Origin of the sequence: Streptomyces sp. NBC_00287 (assembly GCF_036173105.1) — a bacterium.
In the GTDB taxonomy this organism is placed as follows: domain Bacteria; phylum Actinomycetota; class Actinomycetes; order Streptomycetales; family Streptomycetaceae; genus Streptomyces.
Map to the genome: position 1 here is coordinate 1410382 of NZ_CP108053.1, position 19592 is coordinate 1429973.

Consider the following 19592-nt stretch of genomic DNA (forward strand, 5'->3'; position numbering starts at 1 on the left):
CGCCGCCCCGGGTGCACCATGGGCTGCATGCTGTTGACCCGGCTGGCCCGTGTGTCCCAGGAGGTGGCCGCGACCTCGGCGCGGTCCCGGAAGGTCGCTCTGCTGGCGGAGCTGTTCCGGGACGCCGAGGCCGCGGATGTGCCGATCGTCATCCCGTATCTGGCCGGACGGTTGCCGCAGGGGCGGCTCGGCGTCGGCTGGAAGGTGCTGAGCCGGCCGGTCGCGCCGGCCGCCGAACCGACCCTGACAGTGGCCGGGGTCGATGCCCTGCTCACCGAGCTCGGCAAGGTGTCGGGGGCCGGATCGCAGGCCGAACGGGCCCGGCTGGTGGCCGAGTTGATGGGCGTCGCCACGGCGGACGAGCAGCGGTTTCTGTTCGGGCTGATCACCGGTGAGGTAAGGCAGGGCGCCCTGGACGCGGTGGCCGTGGAGGGGCTCGCGGAGGCTACCCGCGCGCCCGCCGTCGACGTACGGCGGGCGGTGATGCTGGCCGGGTCGCTCCAGACCGTGGCCGAGGCCCTGCTCGCCGACGGCCCCGGCGCCCTCGACCGGTTCCGGCTCACCGTCGGCCGCCCGGTCCTGCCGATGCTGGCGCACAGCGCGTCCTCGGTGTCCGAGGCGGTCGAGAAGCTCGGCGCCTGCGTGGTGGAGGAGAAGCTGGACGGCATCCGCGTCCAGCTCCACCGGGACGGCGAGGTCGTACGGGTCTACACCCGCACCCTCGACGACATCACCGACCGACTGCCCGAACTGACCTCCGCGGCACTGGAGTTGAGGGGCGAGCGGTTCATTCTGGACGGCGAGGTCATCGCCTTCGACGAGGCGGGGCGGCCCCGCTCCTTCCAGGAGACGGCGGGCCGCGTCGGCTCACGGGTGGACGTGGTGACGGCGGCGCGCGCGGTCCCCGTCTCCCCCGTCTTCTTCGACGCGCTCTCGGTCGACGACCGCGATCTGCTCGACCTCCCCTTCGCCGACCGCCACGGGGAACTGTCCCGGCTCGTCCCGGAACCGATGCGGGTCCGGCGCACCCTGGTCGCCGGGCCGGAGGACGTCCGGCAGGCCGAGGACTTCCTGGCCGAGACCCTGGAGCGCGGCCATGAGGGCGTGGTGGTGAAGGCCCTCGACGCCGCCTACAGCGCGGGCCGCCGTGGCGCCTCCTGGCTGAAGGTCAAGCCGGTGCACACCCTCGACCTGGTCGTCCTGGCCGCCGAATGGGGCCACGGACGACGCACCGGCAAGCTCTCCAACCTCCACCTCGGTGCCCGCACCGCCGACGGCTCCTTCGCCATGCTCGGCAAGACCTTCAAGGGCATGACCGACGCGATGCTGACCTGGCAGACGCAGCGTCTGAAGGAGCTGGCGGTCGAGGAGAGCGGCTACGTCGTCACCGTACGTCCCGAACTCGTCGTCGAGATCGCCTACGACGGCCTGCAGAAGTCCACCCGCTACCCGGCCGACGTCACCCTGCGCTTCGCTCGCGTGGTCCGCTACCGGGAGGACAAGCGCCCCGAGGAGGCGGACACCGTGGAGACCCTGCTGGCGGCCCATCCCGAGGTGAAGCCGTGAAGTACAGCGCGGGCCTGCTGCTGTTCCGCCGGACCGGCCAGGGCGTCGAGGTGCTCCTCGGCCACATGGGCGGCCCGTTCTTCGCGCGCCGCGACGCGGGGGCGTGGGGCGTACCGAAGGGCGAGTACGAACCGGAGTCGGAGACCGCCTGGGAGGCGGCCCGGCGCGAGTTCCAGGAGGAGCTCGGACTGCCGCCGCCCGACGGCGACGCCGTACCGCTCGGCGAGGCCCGCCAGTCGAACGGCAAGCTGGTCACCGTGTGGGCGATCGAGGCCGATCTTGATCCGGCGACCGTCACCCCCGGCACCTTCCTGATGGAGTGGCCGCCGAAGTCCGGGCTGACCGAGGAGTTCCCGGAGCTCGACCGGGTGGCATGGTTCCCCCTGGACCGCGCGCGGGAGGTGATCGTCAAGGCGCAGGGCGCGTTTCTGGACCGGCTGGCGGAGCACTCGGGCTGAACCGCCGCGTTGCGGCCACCGGCGACGCGCGGGAAGGTCGAAGCACATCAGCTCCCCGGGAGGTCAGTCATGCCCATCGCAACGGTGAACCCGGCGAACGGCGAGACACTCAAGACGTACGAGGCCATGGGCGCCGAGGAGACCGAGCGCCGCCTCCAGCTCGCCGAGGCCACGTTCCGCACGTACCGGACGACGGCGTTCGACGAGCGGGCACGCCTGCTGAACCGGGCCGCGGACCTCCTGGACGAGGACCAGCGGGACATCGCCCGGGTGATGACCACCGAGATGGGCAAGCCGATCAAGCAGGCCCGCGCCGAGGCCGCCAAGTGCGCCAAGGCGATGCGCTGGTACGCCGGACACGCCGAGGCACTCCTCGCCGACGAGGAACCCGACGACTCCGACGTTCAGGACTCCGGCGCCTCCCGGGTCCGCGTCCGCTACCGGCCGCTCGGCCCGGTGCTCGCGGTGATGCCGTGGAACTTCCCGCTGTGGCAGGTGGTGCGCTTCGCCGCGCCCGCGCTGATGGCGGGCAACGTCGGCCTGCTCAAGCACGCCTCCAACGTGCCGCAGACCGCGCTGTATCTGGAGGACCTGTTCCACCGGGCGGGCTTCCCGGAGGGCACGTTCCAGACGCTGCTGATCGGCGCCGGCGCGGTCGAGGAGATCCTGCGCGACGAGCGCGTCAAGGCGGCCACGCTCACCGGCAGCGAGCCCGCGGGCCGGGCGGTCGCCTCGGTCTGCGGGGACATGGTGAAGAAGACGGTGCTGGAGCTGGGCGGCAGCGACCCGTACGTCGTCATGCCCTCGGCCGACCTCGACCGGGCCGCCGCGGTCGCGGTCACCGCCCGGGTGCAGAACAACGGGCAGTCGTGCATCGCCGCCAAGCGGTTCATCGTGCACACCGAGGTCTACGACGCCTTCGCCGAACGGTTCGTGGCCGGTATGAAGGCGTTGAAGGTCGGCGATCCGATGGACGAGGAGACCGAGGTCGGGCCGCTCTCGACCGAGCAGGGGCGGTCCGATGTGGAGGAGCTGGTCGACGACGCCACGCGCAGTGGCGCCACGGCGCTGTGCGGCGGCCACCGGCTGCGCCGGCCCGAGCTGCCCGGCTGGTACTACCCGCCGACCGTGCTCGCCGACATCACCCGCGAGATGCGCATCCACCGCGAGGAGGCGTTCGGTCCTGTCGCCACGCTGTACCGCGCGGGCGACCTCGACGAGGCCGTGCTCATCGCCAACGACTCACCGTTCGGGCTGAGTTCGAATGTGTGGACGCGCGACGAGGCCGAGGTCGACCGGTTCGTACGGGACCTGGAGGCCGGCAGCGTGTACGTGAACGGGATGACCGCCTCCCATCCGGCGTTCCCGTTCGGCGGGGCCAAGCGGTCCGGGTACGGGCGTGAGCTGTCCGGGCACGGAATCCGCGAGTTCTGCAACATCACGACGGTTTGGCACGGGGCGTGACCGCTGCGCGGCTACCATCCCGTTTGTGAACCGCGAAGTGACTCTGCCTCTGATCGTCGACGACCGCGGGACCTTGCAGGTGGCTGCCGCCGATGTGAGCAAGTTGTTGCGAACCGTGGGTGGGCGGTGGCTGCATCTTGTCGAGGCCGGGGAGGACGGGCTCGACGAGGACACCGTGGCCGCGCTGACGATCGAGCTGGCCAAGCTGGCCGATCGTATCGATGTGGCGTGCATTGCGCACAGCAGTGGCAGTACGCCGTAGGGCTTGAGGTACGTGCAGGCGTCGCGCGTTCGGAGTATCCCCGCGCGAAGTCGTCGCTCTCTCGGGTGATCGTGGACTGGACCACCCTCTGAGGCGAAAGCAGGCACGGTTCATGGCGACTTTGTGCAGACCCTCGGTGTCCGTTCCAGAGCACTTGATCACGATGGAGGAGACGCTGGAGCTGGCGCGCTCCCGCCACGCCCGACCACCCCCAACTGCCGCTGGCGCTCCGGCTGATCGAGAACACGGGTGTACGCACCCGGCACATCGTGCAGCCCATCGAGGAGACGCTGAAGCATCCCGGCTTCGAGGAGCGCAACAAGATCTATGTGTCCGAGGCGAAAGCCCGGGTCCCCTCCGTCGTCCAGCGGGCGCTCGACGACGCGGAACTGCTCACCAGCGACATCGACGTGATCATCTACGTCTCGTGCACGGGCTTCATGATGCCCTCGCTCACGGCCTGGCTGATCAACGAGATGGACTTCGACGCCACCACCCGCCAACCACCGGCCAGATACCCATAGCCCAGCTGGGCTGTGCGGCAGGCGGCGCGGCGATCAACCGGGCGCACGACTTCTGTACGGCCTACCCGGAGGCCAACGCGCTCATCGTGGCCTGCGAGTTCTGCTCGCTGTGCTACCAGCCCACCGACATCGGCGTCGGCTCCCTGCTCTCCAACGGCCTGTTCGGCGACGGGATCGCCGCGGCCGTGGTGCGCGGCCGGGGCGGCGAGGGCATCGTGCTGGAGCGCAACGGCTCGTATCTGATCCCCAAGACCGAAGAGTGCATCATGTACGACGTCCGGGCCACCGGCTTCCACTTCCTGCTGGACAAGCGGGTGCCGGCCACCATGGAGCCGCTCGCCCCGGCGCTCCAGGACCTCGCGGGGCTGCACGGCTGGGACGCCGCCGACCTGGACTTCTACATCGTCCACGCGGGCGGCCCCCGAATACTCGACGACCTCAGCAAGTTCCTGCAGGTCGACCCGCACGCCTTCCGCTTCAGCCGGTCCACGCTCACCGAGTACGGCAATATCGCGAGCGCCGTCGTCCTGGACGCGCTGCGCCGGCTGTTCGACGAGGGCGGGGCCCGGGACCGGGCGCGCGGGCTGCTCGCCGGGTTCGGTCCCGGCATTACCGCCGAGATGGCTCTCGGCCGCTGGCAGCGCATGGACAAAGAGGCGGCATGACCGAAGAGACGCTCACCGAGATCCTCCCCCCGATCCGGCACTGGCCGGCGCTCGATCTGACCGGAGTCGGCTTCGACCCGGTGCTGACCGAGCTGATGCGGGAGGGCCCCATCACCCGGATCCAGCTGCCCAACGGCGAGGGCTGGGCCTGGCTGGTCACCCGGTACGACGACGTACGCATGGTGACCAACGACCCCCGGTTCAGCCGCGAGGCGGTCATTGACCGGCCGGTCACCCGGCTCGCCCCGCACTTCATCCCGGCCCGCGGCGCGGTCGGCTTCCTCGATCCGCCGGACCACACGCGGCTGCGCCGCTCGGTGGCGGCCGCGTTCACGGCCAAGGGCGTGGAGCGCATCCGCGACACGTCCCGCCGGATGCTGGACGAGCTGGTCGACGAACTGCTCCAGGACGAGCCGCCCGCCGATCTCACCGCGACGGTCCTCTCGCCCTTCCCCATCGCGGTGATCTGCGAGCTGATGGGCGTGCCGGCCGTGGACCGCCACATCATGCACACCTGGACCCAGCTGATCCTGTCCTCCGCGCACGGCGCGGACGTCAGCGAGAAGGCCAAGAACGAGATGGGCGCCTATTTCGCCGATCTCATCGGGCTCAGGGAAGGCAGCTCCGCCGAGGACGTCACCTCGCTGCTCGGCGCCGCCGTGGGCCGGGGCGAGGTGACGCTGGAGGAGGCCGTGGGGCTCGCGGTGCTCCTCCAGATCGGCGGCGAGGCGGTCACCAACAACAGCGGGCAGATGTTCTACATCCTGCTGACCCGCCCCGACCTCGCCGAACGCCTGCGCGCCGAGCCGGAGATCCGGCCGCAGGCCATCGACGAGCTGCTGCGCTACATCCCGCACCGCAACGCGGTGGGCCTGTCGAGGATCGCCACGGAGGACGTGGGCATCCAAGGCGTACGGATCAGGGCCGGGGACGCGATCTACGTGTCGTACCTGGCCGCCAACCGTGACCCGGACGTCTTCCCGTTCCCCGAGACGATCGACTTCTCGCGCTCGCCGAACCCGCATGTGTCCTTCGGCTTCGGTCCGCACTACTGCCCCGGCGGCATGCTGGCCCGCATGGAGTCGCAGCTCCTGGTCGACGCGCTGCTGGACCGGCTGCCCGGGCTGAAGCTGGCCGTGCCGCCGGAGAAGGTGCCGTTCAAGAAGGGCGCGTTGATCCGCGGGCCCGAGGCCCTGCCCGTGACGTGGTGAGCGGCCGATGACGGCGACGGAAGGGCTGCTGGTGCCACCGGGTCACGGCCGGGTCGTCCAGACCCCGGCCCAGCATGTGACCTTCAAGGTCACCGGCTCGCACTCCCGCATGGCGTCCACGTTCGAGATGATCGTGCCCCCCGGCTTCGACGTGGGCGCCCATGTGCACACCCGCAGCGAGGAGTTGTTCTACGTACTCGAAGGCGAGCTGGACGTGCTCGCCTTCGAGCCGAGAATCCGGACCCCCGACAACTGGCAGCGCTGGGAGTCCGGTTCGGGCAACCGGGTGGTACGAGCGACACCGGGCACGGTGATCGTCGTACCCCCTGGCTGCCCACACGCGTTCGCGAACCCGACGGACGAGCCCGCGAAGATGTTCTTCCAGGCGAGCCCGCCACCGGACCATGAGCGCTACTTCGACGAGCTGCTGGAGATCCTGGGCAACGGGGGCCCGCCGGACCATGCGGCCATCGAAGAACTTCGTAAGAGGTACGACATCGAGCAGCTGACGCCGCTCAGACATCGTTAGCGGATCGGCATGCCCGAGAGCGTCCGCGCGATCACCAGGCGCTGGATCTCGCTCGTCCCTTCGAAGATCGTATAAATCGCCGCATCCCGGTGCATCCGCTCCACCGGGTACTCCCGGGTGTAGCCGTTACCGCCCAGGATCTGGATCGCCTGGCCCGTGACCTTCTTGGCCGTCTCGCTCGCGAAGAGCTTGGACATGGAACCCTCGGCCGCCGTGAACGGCTTGCCGTTGATCGCCATCCAGGACGCCCGCCACACCAGCAGCCGCGCCGCGTCGATGGACGTACGCATATCGGCGAGCTGGAAAGCCACACCCTGGTTGTCGATGATCGGGCGGCCGAACTGCTCACGGGTCGTCGCGTACTCCAAGGCCACCTCGAACGCGGCCCGAGCAGTGCCCACCGCCATCGCACCGACGGCCGGGCGTGACGCCTCGAACGTGGCCATCGCCGCGTTCTTCACCCGCTCGCCCCCGGACTTGGCCCGCTCCCGGGCACGCGCCAGACGCTCGTCGAGCTTCTCCTTGCCGCCGAGCAGGCAGGAGCCGGGGACACGCACGTTCTCCAGGACGACCTCGGCGGTGTGCGAGGCGCGGATGCCGTGCTTCTTGAACTTCTGGCCCTGGGAACAGCCCGGCGTGTTCGGCGGAATGATGAAGGACGCGTGGCCCTTGGAGCCGAGCTCGGGGTCGACGACCGCGACGACGACATGGACGTTGGCGATACCGCCGTTGGTCGCCCAGGTCTTCGTGCCGTTGATCACCCACTCGTCCTTGGCCTCGTCGTACACGGCACGCGTACGCATGGAGGCGACGTCGGAACCGGCGTCGGGCTCGGAGGAGCAGAACGCGGCGACCTTGACGTCGTTGGCGTCGCCGTACATCTGGGGAATCCAGGTGCCGATCTGCTCCTCGGTGCCGTTGGCGAGGACACCGACGGCGGCGAGGCCCGTGCCGACGATGGACAGGGCGATGCCCGCGTCGCCCCAGAACAGCTCCTCCATGGCCATCGGGATACCGAGGCCGGTGGGGTCGAAGTACTGCTGGGCGTAGAAGTCGAGGGAGTAGATGCCGACCTTCGCGGCCTCCTGGATGACCGGCCAGGGAGTCTCCTCACGCTCGTCCCATTCGGCGGCCGCGGGTCGGATGACATCGGCGGCGAAACCGTGCAGCCAGTCCCGGACCTCCTTCTGTTCGTCGTTGAGCTCCATGGTGAACTCGGCCATGTCCCCTCCAGCGGCAGCGCACGTGCATGTTACTTGCGGTAACCGCAGTCTGTTACCGGCGGGTAGGAAAAGTCAACTCCTGATGACCGGTCGGCAGCCCGTTCGATGTCAGCAGCGTGTTGAGTGTTAGTTTGCGCAGGCGTCACCGAAACAGCACGGGTGGGGAGAGCACATGGACACCACACAGCGGACCGAGCAGCAGCGGTCCGCGGATCGCCGTCGGCGCGAGCTGCTGGAGGCCGCCGACCGGGTGGTGCTGCGCGACGGGCCGCAGGCCTCGATGAACGCCATCGCGGCGGAGGCCGGCATCACCAAGCCGATCCTCTACCGGCACTTCGGTGACAAGGGCGGACTTTACGCCGCCTTGGCCAAGCGGCACACGGACGCGTTGCTGGACTCCCTGCGGGCGGCGCTGGACGCTCCGGCGGAGAGACGGGAGCGGGTGGAGGCCACGCTGGACACCTATTTGGCCGCGATCGAGGCACGGCCTCAGGTGTACCGGTTCCTGATGCATCCGGCCGATGGCGGGCAGACGGGGGACCACGGGTTCGACGTCGGCAAGCACTCGGCTCCTCTGCTGCGGCGGATGGGCGAGGAGTTGGCGCAGGTCATCGAGGAGCGGCTGGATCTCGGGCCGGGGAGTCAGCAGTTGGCTCGCGTGTGGGGGCACGGGATCGTCGGGATGATGCACGCCGCGGGTGACTGGTGGCTCGGGGAACGACCTTGTTCCCGGGCCGAGTTGGTGCGGAGTCTGGCGGATCTGTTGTGGGGTCGCCTCGCGGCGGCCGGCGACAAGATGGGTGGCCCCGGTTTCTGAGTCACCGGCTCCAGGAGGCTCGCGACACCTGGCGCATCAGCCTCCTGTGCCGCCAACCCGTCACACGGTCCGCGTACACCTTCCCCTCCACGTGGTCGCACTCATGCTGCAAACACCTCGCGAAGAAACCCGTACCGTGCACCGTCACCGGCTCCCCCGTCACCGTGAACCCCTCGACCACGGCATGGTCGTAACGTTCCGTCCCCGCCTCCAACCCCGGCAGGGACAGACAGCCCTCGGGACCGCGGATCACCACCCCGTCGGCCTCCACCAGCCGCGGGTTCACCACATGGCCCAGATGCCGTACGTCCTCGTCGTCAGGGCAGTCGTAGACGAACACCCGCAAGGGCTCGCCCACTTGGCTCGCCGCGAGGCCCACGCCCTGTGCCGCGTACATCGTCGCGAACATGTCCTCGACGAGCCCGGCCAGTTCGGGACCAAAGTCGGTGACCTCCTTCGCGGGGGTGTGCAGGGCCGGGTCGCCGAGCAGGGTGAGGGGCCGGACACGCCCTTGGGCGCCCGGAATCGAGCCGTGTCGCATGGGCGCAAGACTACGGCCGATTCGGGAGTGCGAATGGATCTCGATAGGCTGACCACCTACGACGTTGGGAGGATCGAGGACTGATGGCAGGCAACTCGGACCCGCTCACTCCGCGGGCCAAGATCGCCGTTACCGCGGGCAAGGCGGTCGCGGCGGCTTCGCGCGCCGCTGGGCGCGGCAGCGGTTCGGTGATCGGTGGCCGGGTGGCGCTCAAGCTCGACCCCGACCTTCTCGCACGGCTCGCGCAGAACCTGGACGTGGTCCTGGTGTCGGCGACCAATGGCAAGACCACGACCACCCGGCTGATCGCGGAGGCGCTGCGCGCCGCGGGCCCGGTCGTCTCCAACGCGCTCGGCGCCAACATGCCCGCCGGTATCACCTCCGCGCTGGCCGGTGGCTCCGAGGCCCGCTACGGCGTGATCGAGGTCGACGAGAAGTACCTCGCCGGCGTCGCCCGGGACACCGACCCGAAGTGCATCGCGCTGCTGAACCTCTCCCGCGACCAGCTCGACCGCGCCGCCGAGACCCGGATGCTCGCCGAGAACTGGCGTGAGGGGCTCGCGGGGTCGAAGGCCGTGATCGTCGCCAACGCCGACGATCCGCTGGTGGTGTGGGCCGCGTCCTCCTCCCCCAATGTGATCTGGGTCGCCGCCGGGCAGATGTGGAAGGACGACGCATGGTCCTGTCCGTCCTGCGGTGGCGTGATGCAGCGGCCGGGCGACGACTGGTTCTGCGGTGAGTGCGGTTTCCGGCGGCCGACGCCGAGCTGGGCGCTCAACGGGGACCACGTCCTCGATCCGCACGGCTCCGCCTGGCCGATTCACCTTCAGCTGCCGGGCCGCGCCAACAAGGCCAACGCCGCCTCCTCGGCCGCCGTCGCCGCCGTGTTCGGGGTGCCTCCGCAGGTCGCCCTGGAACGCATGTACCAGGTGCAGGCCGTCGCCGGACGCTATGACGTCGTCCAGTTCCAGGAGCGCGATCTGCGCCTGCTGCTCGCGAAGAACCCGGCCGGCTGGCTCGAAACGTTCTCCCTGATCGACCCGCCGCCCACCCCGGTGATCCTCTCGGTCAACGCGCGCGGCGCCGACGGCACCGACACCTCCTGGCTGTGGGACGTCGACTACACGCGGCTGACCGGACACCCGATCTGTGTCATCGGCGACCGCAAGCTCGACCTCGCGGTGCGTCTGGAAGTGGCGAACCAGCACTTCCAGGTCTGCGAGAACCTCGACCAGGCCGTGCAGCTGTGCCCGCCGGGCCGGATCGAGGTCATCGCCAACTACACCGCGTTCCAGGACCTGCGCCGCCGGGTCGGCAACTGAGCACGAGACTTCAGGGGACTTAAGTGAGCGACAACCAACTGCGGGTCGTCTGGATCTACCCGGACCTGCTCAGCACCTACGGCGACCAGGGCAACGTCCTCGTCGTGGAGCGCCGGGCCCGGCAGCGCGGCCTGGACGTGGCCCGGCTCGATGTGCGCAGCGACCAGCCGATCCCGACCTCCGGGGACATCTATCTGATCGGCGGCGGCGAGGACCGGCCGCAGCGGCTCGCGGCCGAGCGGCTGCGCCGGGACGGCGGTCTGCACCGGGCCGTGGGCAACGGCGCGATCGTCTTCTCGGTGTGCGCCGGCTACCAGATCCTCGGCCACGAGTTCATCAACGACCTCGGCCAGCGCGAGCCCGGCCTCGGTCTGCTGGACGTGGTGTCGGTGCGCGGCGAGGGCGAGCGGTGCGTCGGTGACGTACTCGGCGACATCGACCCGCGCCTCGGCCTGCCCCCGCTGACCGGCTTCGAGAACCACCAGGGCATCACCCACCTCGGCCCCACCGCCCGCCCCCTCGCCCAGGTCCGCCTCGGCAACGGCAACGGCACGGGCGACGGCACCGAGGGCGCGTACAACGACACGGTCTTCGGTACGTACATGCACGGCCCCGTGCTCGCCCGGAACCCGCTCATCGCCGATCTGCTGCTGAAGCTGGCGCTCGACGTCAACGCGCTGCCGCCGACCGACGACCGCTGGTACGAGGCGCTGCGGGGCGAGCGCATCGCGGCGGCCGAGCAGCCGGCGTGACGCGCGGACTCCAGAGGTACTGAAGCCGCCTTCCAGCGCGTGCTGCCACCGTGCTCATCGGGCCCGCCTGACGGGGTGTCCGCTCACATGTGCGGGCGCGTCCAGCAGGCGGACGCCCGGTACGGTGCCACCCCCTCACGCCGGTAGGGTGACCGGGATCAAGCCGGACAGCGCGGTCCGGACCCCGGCCCACGTTGAGAAGGTATTTCGGGCTTATGCGCATTGGTGTCCTCACGTCCGGCGGCGACTGCCCCGGCCTGAACGCCGTCATCCGGTCCGTCGTGCACCGTGCCGTCGTCGACCATGGCGACGAGGTCATCGGTTTCCGGGACGGCTGGAAAGGCCTCCTGGAGTGCGACTACCTCAAGCTCGACCTCGACGCGGTGGGCGGCATCCTCGCCCGCGGCGGCACGATCCTCGGTTCCTCCCGGGTCCAGCCCTCGCATCTGCGCGACGGCGTGGAGCGGGCCAAGGGCCATCTCGCGGAGCTCGGGCTCGACGCGATCATCCCGATCGGCGGTGAGGGCACGCTGAAGGCCGCCCGGCTGCTGTCGGACAGCGGTCTGCCGATCGTGGGCGTGCCGAAGACCATCGACAACGACATCGCCGTCACGGACGTCACCTTCGGCTTCGACACCGCGGTCGGTGTCGCGACCGAGGCGCTCGACCGGCTCAAGACGACCGCCGAGTCGCATCAGCGAGTGCTGGTCGTGGAGGTCATGGGCCGCCACACCGGCTGGATCGCCCTGCACTCCGGCATGGCGGCCGGCGCGCACGCCGTCGTCGTCCCGGAGCGGCCCTTCGACATCGAGGAGTTGGCCCGCAAGGTCGGCGAGCGGTTCGAGGCGGGCAAGCGGTTCGCGATCGTCGTCGCGGCGGAGGGCGCCAAGCCCGCCCCGGGCTCCATGGAGTTCGACGAGGGCGGCAAGGACATCTACGGCCACGAGCGCTTCGCGGGCATCGCGCGCCAGCTCTCCATCGAGCTGGAACACCGGCTCGGCAAGGAGGCGCGGCCGGTGATCCTCGGGCATGTGCAGCGCGGCGGTACGCCGACCGCGTACGACCGGGTGCTCGCGACCCGCTTCGGGTGGCATGCGGTGGAGGCCGTGCACCGCGGTGAGTTCGGGATGATGACGGCACTGCGCGGCACGGACATCGTGATGGTGTCCCTGGCCGAGGCCGTCGAGACGCTGAAGACGGTGCCCGAGGACCGGTACGCCGAAGCGGAGTGCGTCCTGTAGTACAGCCGAGAACAACCCGCCCCCGGTCACGAGCGTGGCCGGGGGCCGTTCTAATGTGGGGCCGGACAGACTTGCACAACCCCCACGAAACAGGAGCCGTCGGATGGATCACAGCGGCCACGGCATGACGATGGATCTGCCGCCGTTCACGCTGGGGCGGGGGCTCCAGTGGTCGCCGGATCCGTTCTTCCTCGTCGCCTGTCTGCTCGGGCTCGCCCTCTACGGCTGGGGGGTCGTACGGCTGCGGCGGCGCGGGGACTCCTGGCCGGTGGCCCGTACGGTGTCGTACGTCGCCGGTGTGCTGACCGTCGCGCTGGTGATGTGCACCCAGCTGAACGACTACGGCATGGTCATGTTCAGCGTGCACATGGTGCAGCACATGGTGATCAGCATGCTGTCGCCGATCCTGATCCTGCTCGGCGCCCCGATCACCCTGGCGCTGCGCGCGCTGCCGGTCGCGGGCAAGGGCCGCAAGGGGCCGCGTGAGCTGTTGCTGGCGCTGCTGCACAGCCGCTACATGCGGATCATCACGCACCCGGCCTTCACCATTCCGCTGTTCATCGCGAGCCTTTACGCGCTGTACTTCACTCCGCTCTTCGACTTCCTGATGGGCTCCAAGGTGGGGCACATCGGAATGATGGTGCACTTCCTCGCCGTGGGTGTGGTGTTCTTCTGGCCGATCATCGGAGTGGACCCGGGGCCGCAGCGGCCGGGGTATCTGATGCGGATGCTGGAGCTGTTCGCGGGTATGCCGTTCCACGCGTTCTTCGGGATCGCGCTGATGATGGCGTCGGCCCCGATGGTCGAGACGTTCGAGAACCCGCCCGCCTCGCTCGGCATCGACGCGCTCTCCGACCAGAACGCCGCCGGCGGGATCGCCTGGGCGTTCAGCGAGATCCCGTCCGTGCTGGTGCTGATCGCGCTGCTGTTCCAGTGGCACAGCTCGGAACAACGGCAGGCGAAGCGCAAGGACCGGGCCGCCGACCGCGACGGCGACAAGGAACTCGAGGCGTACAACGCCTATTTGGCCTCACTGAACGCGCGGAGCAACTGACCGGATTTTCCGTTCAGTAGCATAAGGAGCGTCGGGGGAACCGCCCGGGGGGAGCGGTGATGACTTCGCACGCGTCGGGAGTGGGCCGGGTCATCGCCGGCCGCTATCTGCTGCTGCACCGGCTCGGGGGCGGTGATTCCGGGCAGGTCTGGCTCGCGCACGATCAGAGACACGGCCGCGAGGTCGCGCTGAGGGAGATCGTCGCCCGGGACCGTTTCGAGTCCCGGCACGCGACCGTGCTGCGTGACCATCCGCATGTGGTGACCGTGCATGACGTGCTGGAGCACGAGGGGCTTCCCTGGATCGTCATGGAGTACGTGGCGGGCGCGGTGGACCTGCGGGATCTCGTCCAGCAGCGCGGCCCGCTGGCCCCCGCGGAGTGCGCCCGTGTCGGGCTCGCCGTGCTCGACGCGCTGACCGCCGGACACGAGCGGGGCATCCTTCACGGGGATGTGAAACCGGCGAACATCCTGCTCGCACCGGACCGCACGGGCGCGCCGTACGGGCGGGTCCTGCTCACCGGCCATGGCATCTCAGTGCGGCCGGGCGGGCCGCCCACACCGGCGGCGGATCTGTTCTCGCTGGGGTGTGCGCTCTACTTCGGCGTCGAGGGGCAGGGGCCGTTCGTCCGGGAGTCGCAGGAGCCGCGGCCCGCCGTGCGCGCCGGTGCGCTGGGGCCCGTCGTACACGCGCTGCTCGCGAAGGATCCGGCGTTACGGCCGTCCGCGGCGGAGACGGAGGCGGCGCTGTCGCGGATCGTCGTGCCGCAGAACGAGGAGTACTCCCGGACGCAGAGCGACTTCGGGTCCCAGCCGCAGTGGGCGGCACCGCACCCGTCCGCGCCGCCGCGCGCCCGACGGCGGGTCCTGCACGCCGCGCTCACCGGGCTGCTGGGGGTGGCGCTGGCCGGGGGCGGGGTCTGGTACGCCGTGGCCGGGCAGGCGGTCGGGACCGCGTCGCCCTACGGCGCGGGCGTCGGGCTCGCGCGGGCGCTGAAGGACGGGGACTGTGTGCTCGCGGACTGGCCGGGGGCCGTGGCCTTCCGGGGGACGCCCCGGCTGACCCTGGATCCGAGCTGCGCGGACAAGGCGCCGGACGGGCAGGTGATGGCGTTCGTCGAGGCCGCGTCCGCCGAGGAGGCGCGGGAGGAGGGGCCCGCGCGGTGCGAGGAGCGGACGCAGGAGTTACGGGGCGGGCTCGCGGATGTGCGGGCCTTCGCGGTGGTCCCGACCGACGCGGGGTTCGAGGCGGCCGGGCGACGGACCGCCTGTCTGGTGCTGGGCGCGCACGGGCCGGTGTACGGGCCGCTCGGCGGGCACCGCAAGGTCGGTGCGGCCTTCGCGGACACGGCGACCATGCAGCGACGGGACTGCCTGGACGTACGTTCGAATCAGGAGGCGCGTCTGGTGTCCTGCACGGGCCCGTACGACGAGCAGGTGCTCGGATTCACCCGCCTCGACGACGATGTCACGCTCGCCGAGGCGCGTAGCGAGTCCGATCCGGCCTGTGCCCGTGAGGTGCCGCCGCGTGACTACGGATTCGACCCCTCCGTCCATACGGGTCCTGGACCAGCCAGGGGCCCTGGAAATCGGGCACACATTTCGTCGTGTGCACCGTCCGGAAGCAGAACGGGGGCACCATGGAGGGGGACGAACCATGAGGAGGGTGTTGCGATGCCCGGTTCTACGGACGGTTCTACGCGGACGATGGGGGTGCTCACCGTCGGCGGACTTGTCGCGGTGACTGCCTACACGGTGGCGCTCGGCAGCAATGGCTGGCTGTGGTTCGGCTGGGTCGTGCTCGGGCTGATCACCCTCGGCATGGTGGTGACCCGCCCCACGTGACGCTCAGGCGCCGGTCAGCCGGCCCGCGGAGTGCACGCCCGGCTGGTACTTGGGCAGCCGGGCGGTGACCTTCATGCCCGCTCCTACGGCGGTCTCGATGACGAGGCCGTAGTCGTCTCCGTAGACCTGACGGAGCCGGTCGTCGACGTTGGACAGGCCGATCCCGCCGGACGGGCTGACCTCCCCGGCGAGGATGCGGCGCAGCAGGACGGGGTCCATGCCCACGCCGTCGTCCTCGATGACGACCAGCGCCTCCGCCCCCGCGTCCTGTGCGGTGATGCTGATCCGGCACTTGTCGGTCCTGCCCTCCAGGCCGTGTTTGACGGCGTTCTCGACGAGCGGCTGGAGGCAGAGGAAGGGCAGGGCGACCGGCAGCACCTCGGGGGCGATCTGGAGGGTGACGGAGAGCCGGTCGCCGAAGCGGGCGCGTACTAGGGCCAAGTAGTGGTCGATGGCGTGGAGTTCGTCGGCGAGGGTGGTGAAGTCGCCGTGCCTGCGGAACGAGTAGCGGGTGAAGTCGGCGAACTCCAGGAGCAGTTCGCGGGCGCGCTCGGGGTCGGTGCGGACGAAACTGGCGATCACCGCGAGTGAGTTGAAGATGAAGTGCGGGGAGATCTGGGCCCTGAGTGCCTTGATCTCGGCCTCTATCAAGCGGGTTCGGGACTGGTCCAGGTCCGCGAGCTCCAACTGGACGGAAACCCAGCGCGCGACCTCTCCGGCCGCCCGTACCAGGACCGCGGATTCACGGGGCGCGCAGGCGACGAGGGCGCCGTGGACGCGGTCGTCGACGGTGAGGGGGGCGACGACCGCCCAGCGCAGGGGGCAGTCGGGGGTGTCGCAGGTCAGCGGGAACGCCTCGCCGCGGCCCGACTCCAGCGGTCCCGCGAGCCGTTCCATGATCTCGGCGCGATGGTGGCCGCCGACGCCGTCCCAGGCCAGCACGTCCTTCTGATCGGTGAGGCACAGAGCGTCCGTGCCGAGCAGGGAGCGCAGCCGGCGGGCCGACTTACGGGCGGTCTCCTCCGTCAGCCCCGCCCGCAACGGGGGCGCGGCGAGGGAGGCGGTGTGCAGGGTCTCGAAGGTGGCGTGCTCGACGGGCGTCCCGAGGCCACCCTGGCTCTCGGGGCGCGCGGTACGCCGGCCGAGCCAGAAGCCCGCGGCCAGCAACGGAAGGACGGCCACGCACAGCCCGGCGATGAATCCACTCATGCCTTCACCTCCGTCCTGACCTGTCCGCCGGCCAATTCCTCCGGCAGATGGAATCGCGCCAGGATCGCCGCTGTCCCGGCCGGGACCCTGCTCGGGGTGGCCAGCGAGACCAGGATCATCGTGAGGAAGCCCAGCGGTACCGACCAGAGGGCCGGCCAGGCGAGCAGGGCGTGCAGGGCGCCGGTGCCGGGGAAGCCGGCCATCGTCGCGGCGACGGCGAGCAGCGCCGAACCGCCGCCCACCAGCATTCCGGCCGCGGCGCCCTGCGGGGTGAGCCTGCGCCACCAGATGCCGAGCACCAGCAGCGGGCAGAACGAGGACGCCGATACGGCGAAGGCGAGCCCTACGGCATCGGCCACCGGCAACCCGCCGACCAGGGCGCTCGCCGCGAGCGGTACGGCCATCGCGAGGAGCGTGCCGAGCCTGAAGTGCCGTACTCCGCGCGACGGGAGGACGTCCTGGGTGAGGACGCCCGCGACGGCCATGGTGAGCCCCGAGGCGGTCGACAGGAACGCGGCGAAGGCACCACCGGCCACCAGCGCGCCCAGCAGATCGCCGCCCAGGCCGCCGATCATGCGCTCGGGCAGCAGCAGTACGGCCGCGTCCGCGTCTCCGGTGAGGGTGAGTTCGGGGGCGTACAGGCGGCCGAGCGCGCCGTAGACCGGGGGCAGCAGGTAGAAGGCGCCGATCAGGCCGAGGACGGCGACCGTGGTGCGGCGGGCGGCGACGCCGTGCGGGCTGGTGTAGAAGCGCACGACGACATGGGGCAGGCCCATGGTGCCGAGGAACGTGGCGAGGATCAGCCCGTACGTGGCGTACAGCGGGCGTTCGCCGCGGGTCTCGGCCTGGGAGGGCGACAGGCCGCCGTCGCCGTCGCGTTCGGCCTCGGGGACGGCGGCGCCCTCGGCGAACGTCAGCCGGGCGCCGGCCTCGATGCGGTGGGTGCCGACGGGGAGTTCGAGCTGCTGGTCCTCGTGCGGGCGGCCGTCGACGGTGCCGCTCACCGTGACGGTCAGCGGTCGTTCCAGACGGAGCTCGAGGCTGTCGTCGACGCGGACGGAACGCTGTTCGCGGAAGTTGGCGGGTTCGTCGAAGGCGTGGTGCGGGGCGCCGTCGCTCCGCCAGGCAAGCACCAGGAACAGGGCGGGCACCAGCAGGGCCGTGAGCTTCAGCCAGTACTGGAAGGCCTGCACGAAGGTGATGCTGCGCATACCGCCCGCCGCGACGATGGCCACCACCACGACCGCCACGATCACCCCGCCCAGCCAGTCGGGCGCGTCCGTGAGCACGGTCAGCGTCAGTCCGGCGCCCTGGAGTTGGGGCAGCAGATAGAGCCAGCCGACCCCGACCACGAAGGCTCCGGCCAGCCGTCGTACCGCCGAGGAGGCGAGCCGGGCCTCGGCGAAGTCGGGGAGCGTGTAGGCGCCGGAGCGGCGCAGCGGGGCGGCGACGAACAGGAGCAGGACGAGGTATCCGGCGGTGTAGCCGACCGGGTACCAGAGCATGTCGGGGCCCTGGACGAGGACGAGGCCCGCGATGCCGAGGAAGGACGCGGCGGAGAGGTACTCGCCGCTGATGGCGGCGGCGTTCAGGCGGGGGCCGACGGTGCGGGAGGCGACGTAGAAGTCGGAGGTGGTGCGGGAGATGCGCAGGCCGAAGGCGCCGACGAAGACGGTCGCCAGGACGACCAGTGCGACGGCGGGGACGGCGAAGTTCTCGTTCACGGCACCTCAGCGGTCCTGGTCCTCGACGAGGCGGTCCTGGTCCTCGACGAGCCGGACGAAGTCGCGCTCGTTGCGTTCGGCGCGCCGTACGTACCAGCGGGCGAGCAGCACGAGCGGGGCGTACAGACAGAAGCCGAGGACCGTCCATTCCAGGCGGTCGGAGTCCGGGATGGTGGCGAACAGCAGCGGCAGGGGGCCGATGAGGAGTCCGAGGACGGCGACCACGGCCAGCGCGGCGCGTAGTTGGGAGCGCATCAGGGAGCGGACGTAGGTGTGGCCGAGGGTGGTCTGCTCGTCGATCTCGGTGCGCGGGCGGTAGTAGCCGAAGGTGGGTCGGGTGCGCCGGGGCGGTCCGGTGACGACGACTCGGCGCTCGGTGGGGTCCTGGTTCGGCACTGTCAGGGCCTCCTCATCAGCAGGTCCCGCAGCTCGCGCGCGTGGCGCCGGCTGACCTGGAGTTCCTCGGAGCCGACCACGACGCTCACCGTGCCCGCGTCCAGTCGGAGTTCGCCGATGTGGCGCAGGGCGACCAGATGGCGGCGGTGGATGCGGACGAAGCCGCGGGAGCGCCAGCGCTCCTCCAGGGTGGACAGCGGGATACGGACGAGATGGCTGCCCTTGTCGGTGTGCAGACGGGCGTAGTCGCCCTGGGCCTCGACATGGGTGATGTCGTCGACGGAGACGAACCGGGTCACCCCGCCGAGCTCGACGGGTATGTGGTCGGGGTCGGGCTCGTGCACGGGTATGCGCGGGCCGGTGTCGATGAGTTCGGCGGCCCGGCGTATGGCCTCGGCGAGGCGCTCCTTGCGGACCGGCTTGAGGACGTAGTCGACGGCCTTGAGGTCGAAGGCCTGGACGGCGAAGTCCTCGTGGGCGGTGACGAACACGACCAGCGGCGGCTTGGCGAACCCGGTGAGCAGCCGGGCGAGGTCGAGGCCGTCGAGTCCCGGCATGTTGATGTCGAGGAAGACGACATCGATCGCCTCGGGCCCGGCGGGCCCCGATTCCAGCGCCCGGTTGATCCGGCGCAGCGCCTCGGTGGCGTCCCCGGCACCCTCCGCGCTGCCGACTCGGGGATCGGCGTTCAGGAGGTACAGCAGTTCCTCCAGCGAGGGGCGTTCGTCGTCGACAGCCAGGGCGCGCAGCATGAACGTGGAGTGTAGGAGCAATTCGTACGCCTGCACAC

At 70.5% G+C, this 19592-nt stretch carries 18 protein-coding genes and 2 pseudogenes; 14 read left to right on the plus strand and 6 right to left on the minus strand.

The features are described 5' to 3' along the window. The first annotated feature begins 27 nt into the window (after positions 1-27). The 7 genes and pseudogenes from OHT76_RS06305 to OHT76_RS06335 all read left to right on the plus strand — a co-directional run bounded on the left by OHT76_RS06305 (position 28) and on the right by OHT76_RS06335 (position 6679). The gene (locus tag OHT76_RS06305) at positions 28-1566 is read left to right on the plus strand and encodes an ATP-dependent DNA ligase (RefSeq protein ID WP_328869754.1); all 1539 of its coding nucleotides are present in this window, start codon (positions 28-30) and stop codon (positions 1564-1566) included. Then, positions 1563-2024, plus strand: coding sequence for an NUDIX domain-containing protein (locus tag OHT76_RS06310; protein ID WP_328869755.1), 462 nt, complete (start codon positions 1563-1565; stop codon positions 2022-2024). Before OHT76_RS06305 ends, OHT76_RS06310 begins: the two co-directional genes overlap by 4 nt. 69 nt (positions 2025-2093) lie before the next feature. Further along, positions 2094-3488, plus strand: a complete 1395-nt coding sequence (locus OHT76_RS06315; RefSeq protein ID WP_328869756.1) for an NADP-dependent succinic semialdehyde dehydrogenase — start codon at positions 2094-2096, stop codon at positions 3486-3488. 25 nt (positions 3489-3513) lie between these two features. Beyond that, the gene (locus tag OHT76_RS06320; RefSeq protein ID WP_030041549.1) at positions 3514-3750 is read left to right on the plus strand and encodes a DUF6213 family protein; all 237 of its coding nucleotides are present in this window, start codon (positions 3514-3516) and stop codon (positions 3748-3750) included. Positions 3751-3862: 112 nt separating this feature from the next. Further along, positions 3863-4939 (plus strand): annotated as a pseudogene (locus tag OHT76_RS06325) (type III polyketide synthase). Next, a complete protein-coding gene (locus OHT76_RS06330; protein WP_328869757.1) occupies positions 4936-6150 on the plus strand; it encodes a cytochrome P450 in 1215 nt (404 codons plus the stop codon). Before OHT76_RS06325 ends, OHT76_RS06330 begins: the two are co-directional and overlap by 4 nt. A 7-nt stretch (positions 6151-6157) precedes the next feature. Beyond that, on the plus strand, positions 6158-6679 hold the full coding sequence (locus OHT76_RS06335; RefSeq protein WP_328869758.1) for a cupin domain-containing protein: 522 nt from the start codon (positions 6158-6160) through the stop codon (positions 6677-6679). Here the strand turns inward: OHT76_RS06335 and OHT76_RS06340 are convergent. Beyond that, entirely contained in the window at positions 6676-7902 is a 1227-nt protein-coding gene (locus tag OHT76_RS06340) for an acyl-CoA dehydrogenase family protein (protein ID WP_328869759.1), read from the minus strand. The two genes, OHT76_RS06335 and OHT76_RS06340, sit on opposite strands and share 4 nt — an antisense overlap. Positions 7903-8074: 172 nt before the next feature. On the opposite strand from OHT76_RS06340, the gene OHT76_RS06345 reads away from it, so the two are divergent. Further along, positions 8075-8719, plus strand: a complete 645-nt coding sequence (locus OHT76_RS06345) for a TetR family transcriptional regulator (RefSeq protein ID WP_328869760.1) — start codon at positions 8075-8077, stop codon at positions 8717-8719. A gap of 1 nt (position 8720) precedes the next feature. Here OHT76_RS06345 and def read toward each other — a convergent pair whose 3' ends face one another. Beyond that, a complete protein-coding gene (def, locus tag OHT76_RS06350) occupies positions 8721-9260 on the minus strand; it encodes a peptide deformylase (protein WP_328869761.1) in 540 nt (179 codons plus the stop codon). Between the two features lie 83 nt (positions 9261-9343). On the opposite strand from def, the gene OHT76_RS06355 reads away from it, so the two are divergent. The 6 genes and pseudogenes from OHT76_RS06355 to OHT76_RS06380 all read left to right on the plus strand — a co-directional run bounded on the left by OHT76_RS06355 (position 9344) and on the right by OHT76_RS06380 (position 15473). After that, complete coding sequence (locus OHT76_RS06355; RefSeq protein ID WP_328869762.1) at positions 9344-10582, plus strand: MurT ligase domain-containing protein; 1239 nt, start codon at positions 9344-9346, stop codon at positions 10580-10582. A 23-nt stretch (positions 10583-10605) separates the two neighbouring features. Then, on the plus strand, positions 10606-11334 hold the full coding sequence (locus tag OHT76_RS06360) for a type 1 glutamine amidotransferase (RefSeq protein WP_328869763.1): 729 nt from the start codon (positions 10606-10608) through the stop codon (positions 11332-11334). Positions 11335-11549: 215 nt separating this feature from the next. Beyond that, complete coding sequence (locus tag OHT76_RS06365; protein WP_328869764.1) at positions 11550-12575, plus strand: 6-phosphofructokinase; 1026 nt, start codon at positions 11550-11552, stop codon at positions 12573-12575. Positions 12576-12678: 103 nt separating this feature from the next. Further along, the gene (locus OHT76_RS06370) at positions 12679-13629 is read left to right on the plus strand and encodes a cytochrome c oxidase assembly protein (RefSeq protein WP_328869765.1); all 951 of its coding nucleotides are present in this window, start codon (positions 12679-12681) and stop codon (positions 13627-13629) included. A gap of 59 nt (positions 13630-13688) precedes the next feature. Continuing rightward, positions 13689-15289 (plus strand): annotated as a pseudogene (locus OHT76_RS06375) (protein kinase domain-containing protein). A gap of 13 nt (positions 15290-15302) precedes the next feature. Then, the gene (locus OHT76_RS06380) at positions 15303-15473 is read left to right on the plus strand and encodes a hypothetical protein (protein ID WP_328869766.1); all 171 of its coding nucleotides are present in this window, start codon (positions 15303-15305) and stop codon (positions 15471-15473) included. Between the two features lie 3 nt (positions 15474-15476). On the opposite strand, the gene OHT76_RS06385 is transcribed toward OHT76_RS06380, so the two are convergent. Genes OHT76_RS06385 through OHT76_RS06400 form a run of 4 tightly spaced genes read right to left on the minus strand, consistent with a single transcriptional unit; the run spans position 15477 to position 19554 of the window. Beyond that, positions 15477-16682 carry a sensor histidine kinase gene (locus OHT76_RS06385; protein WP_328869767.1) on the minus strand — a complete coding sequence of 402 codons (1206 nt, stop codon included), beginning with the start codon at positions 16680-16682 and terminating at the stop codon, positions 15477-15479. Next, positions 16679-18406 (minus strand): sodium/solute symporter, encoded by a 1728-nt coding sequence (locus OHT76_RS06390; protein ID WP_328869768.1) that lies wholly within the window; start codon positions 18404-18406, stop codon positions 16679-16681. The genes OHT76_RS06385 and OHT76_RS06390 overlap by 4 nt, the downstream gene beginning before the upstream one ends. Before the next feature lie 6 nt (positions 18407-18412). Further along, entirely contained in the window at positions 18413-18802 is a 390-nt protein-coding gene (locus tag OHT76_RS06395) for a hypothetical protein (protein WP_328869769.1), read from the minus strand. 2 nt (positions 18803-18804) lie between these two features. Then, positions 18805-19554, minus strand: coding sequence for a LytR/AlgR family response regulator transcription factor (locus tag OHT76_RS06400; protein ID WP_328869770.1), 750 nt, complete (start codon positions 19552-19554; stop codon positions 18805-18807). Between the last annotated feature and the right edge of the window lie 38 nt (positions 19555-19592).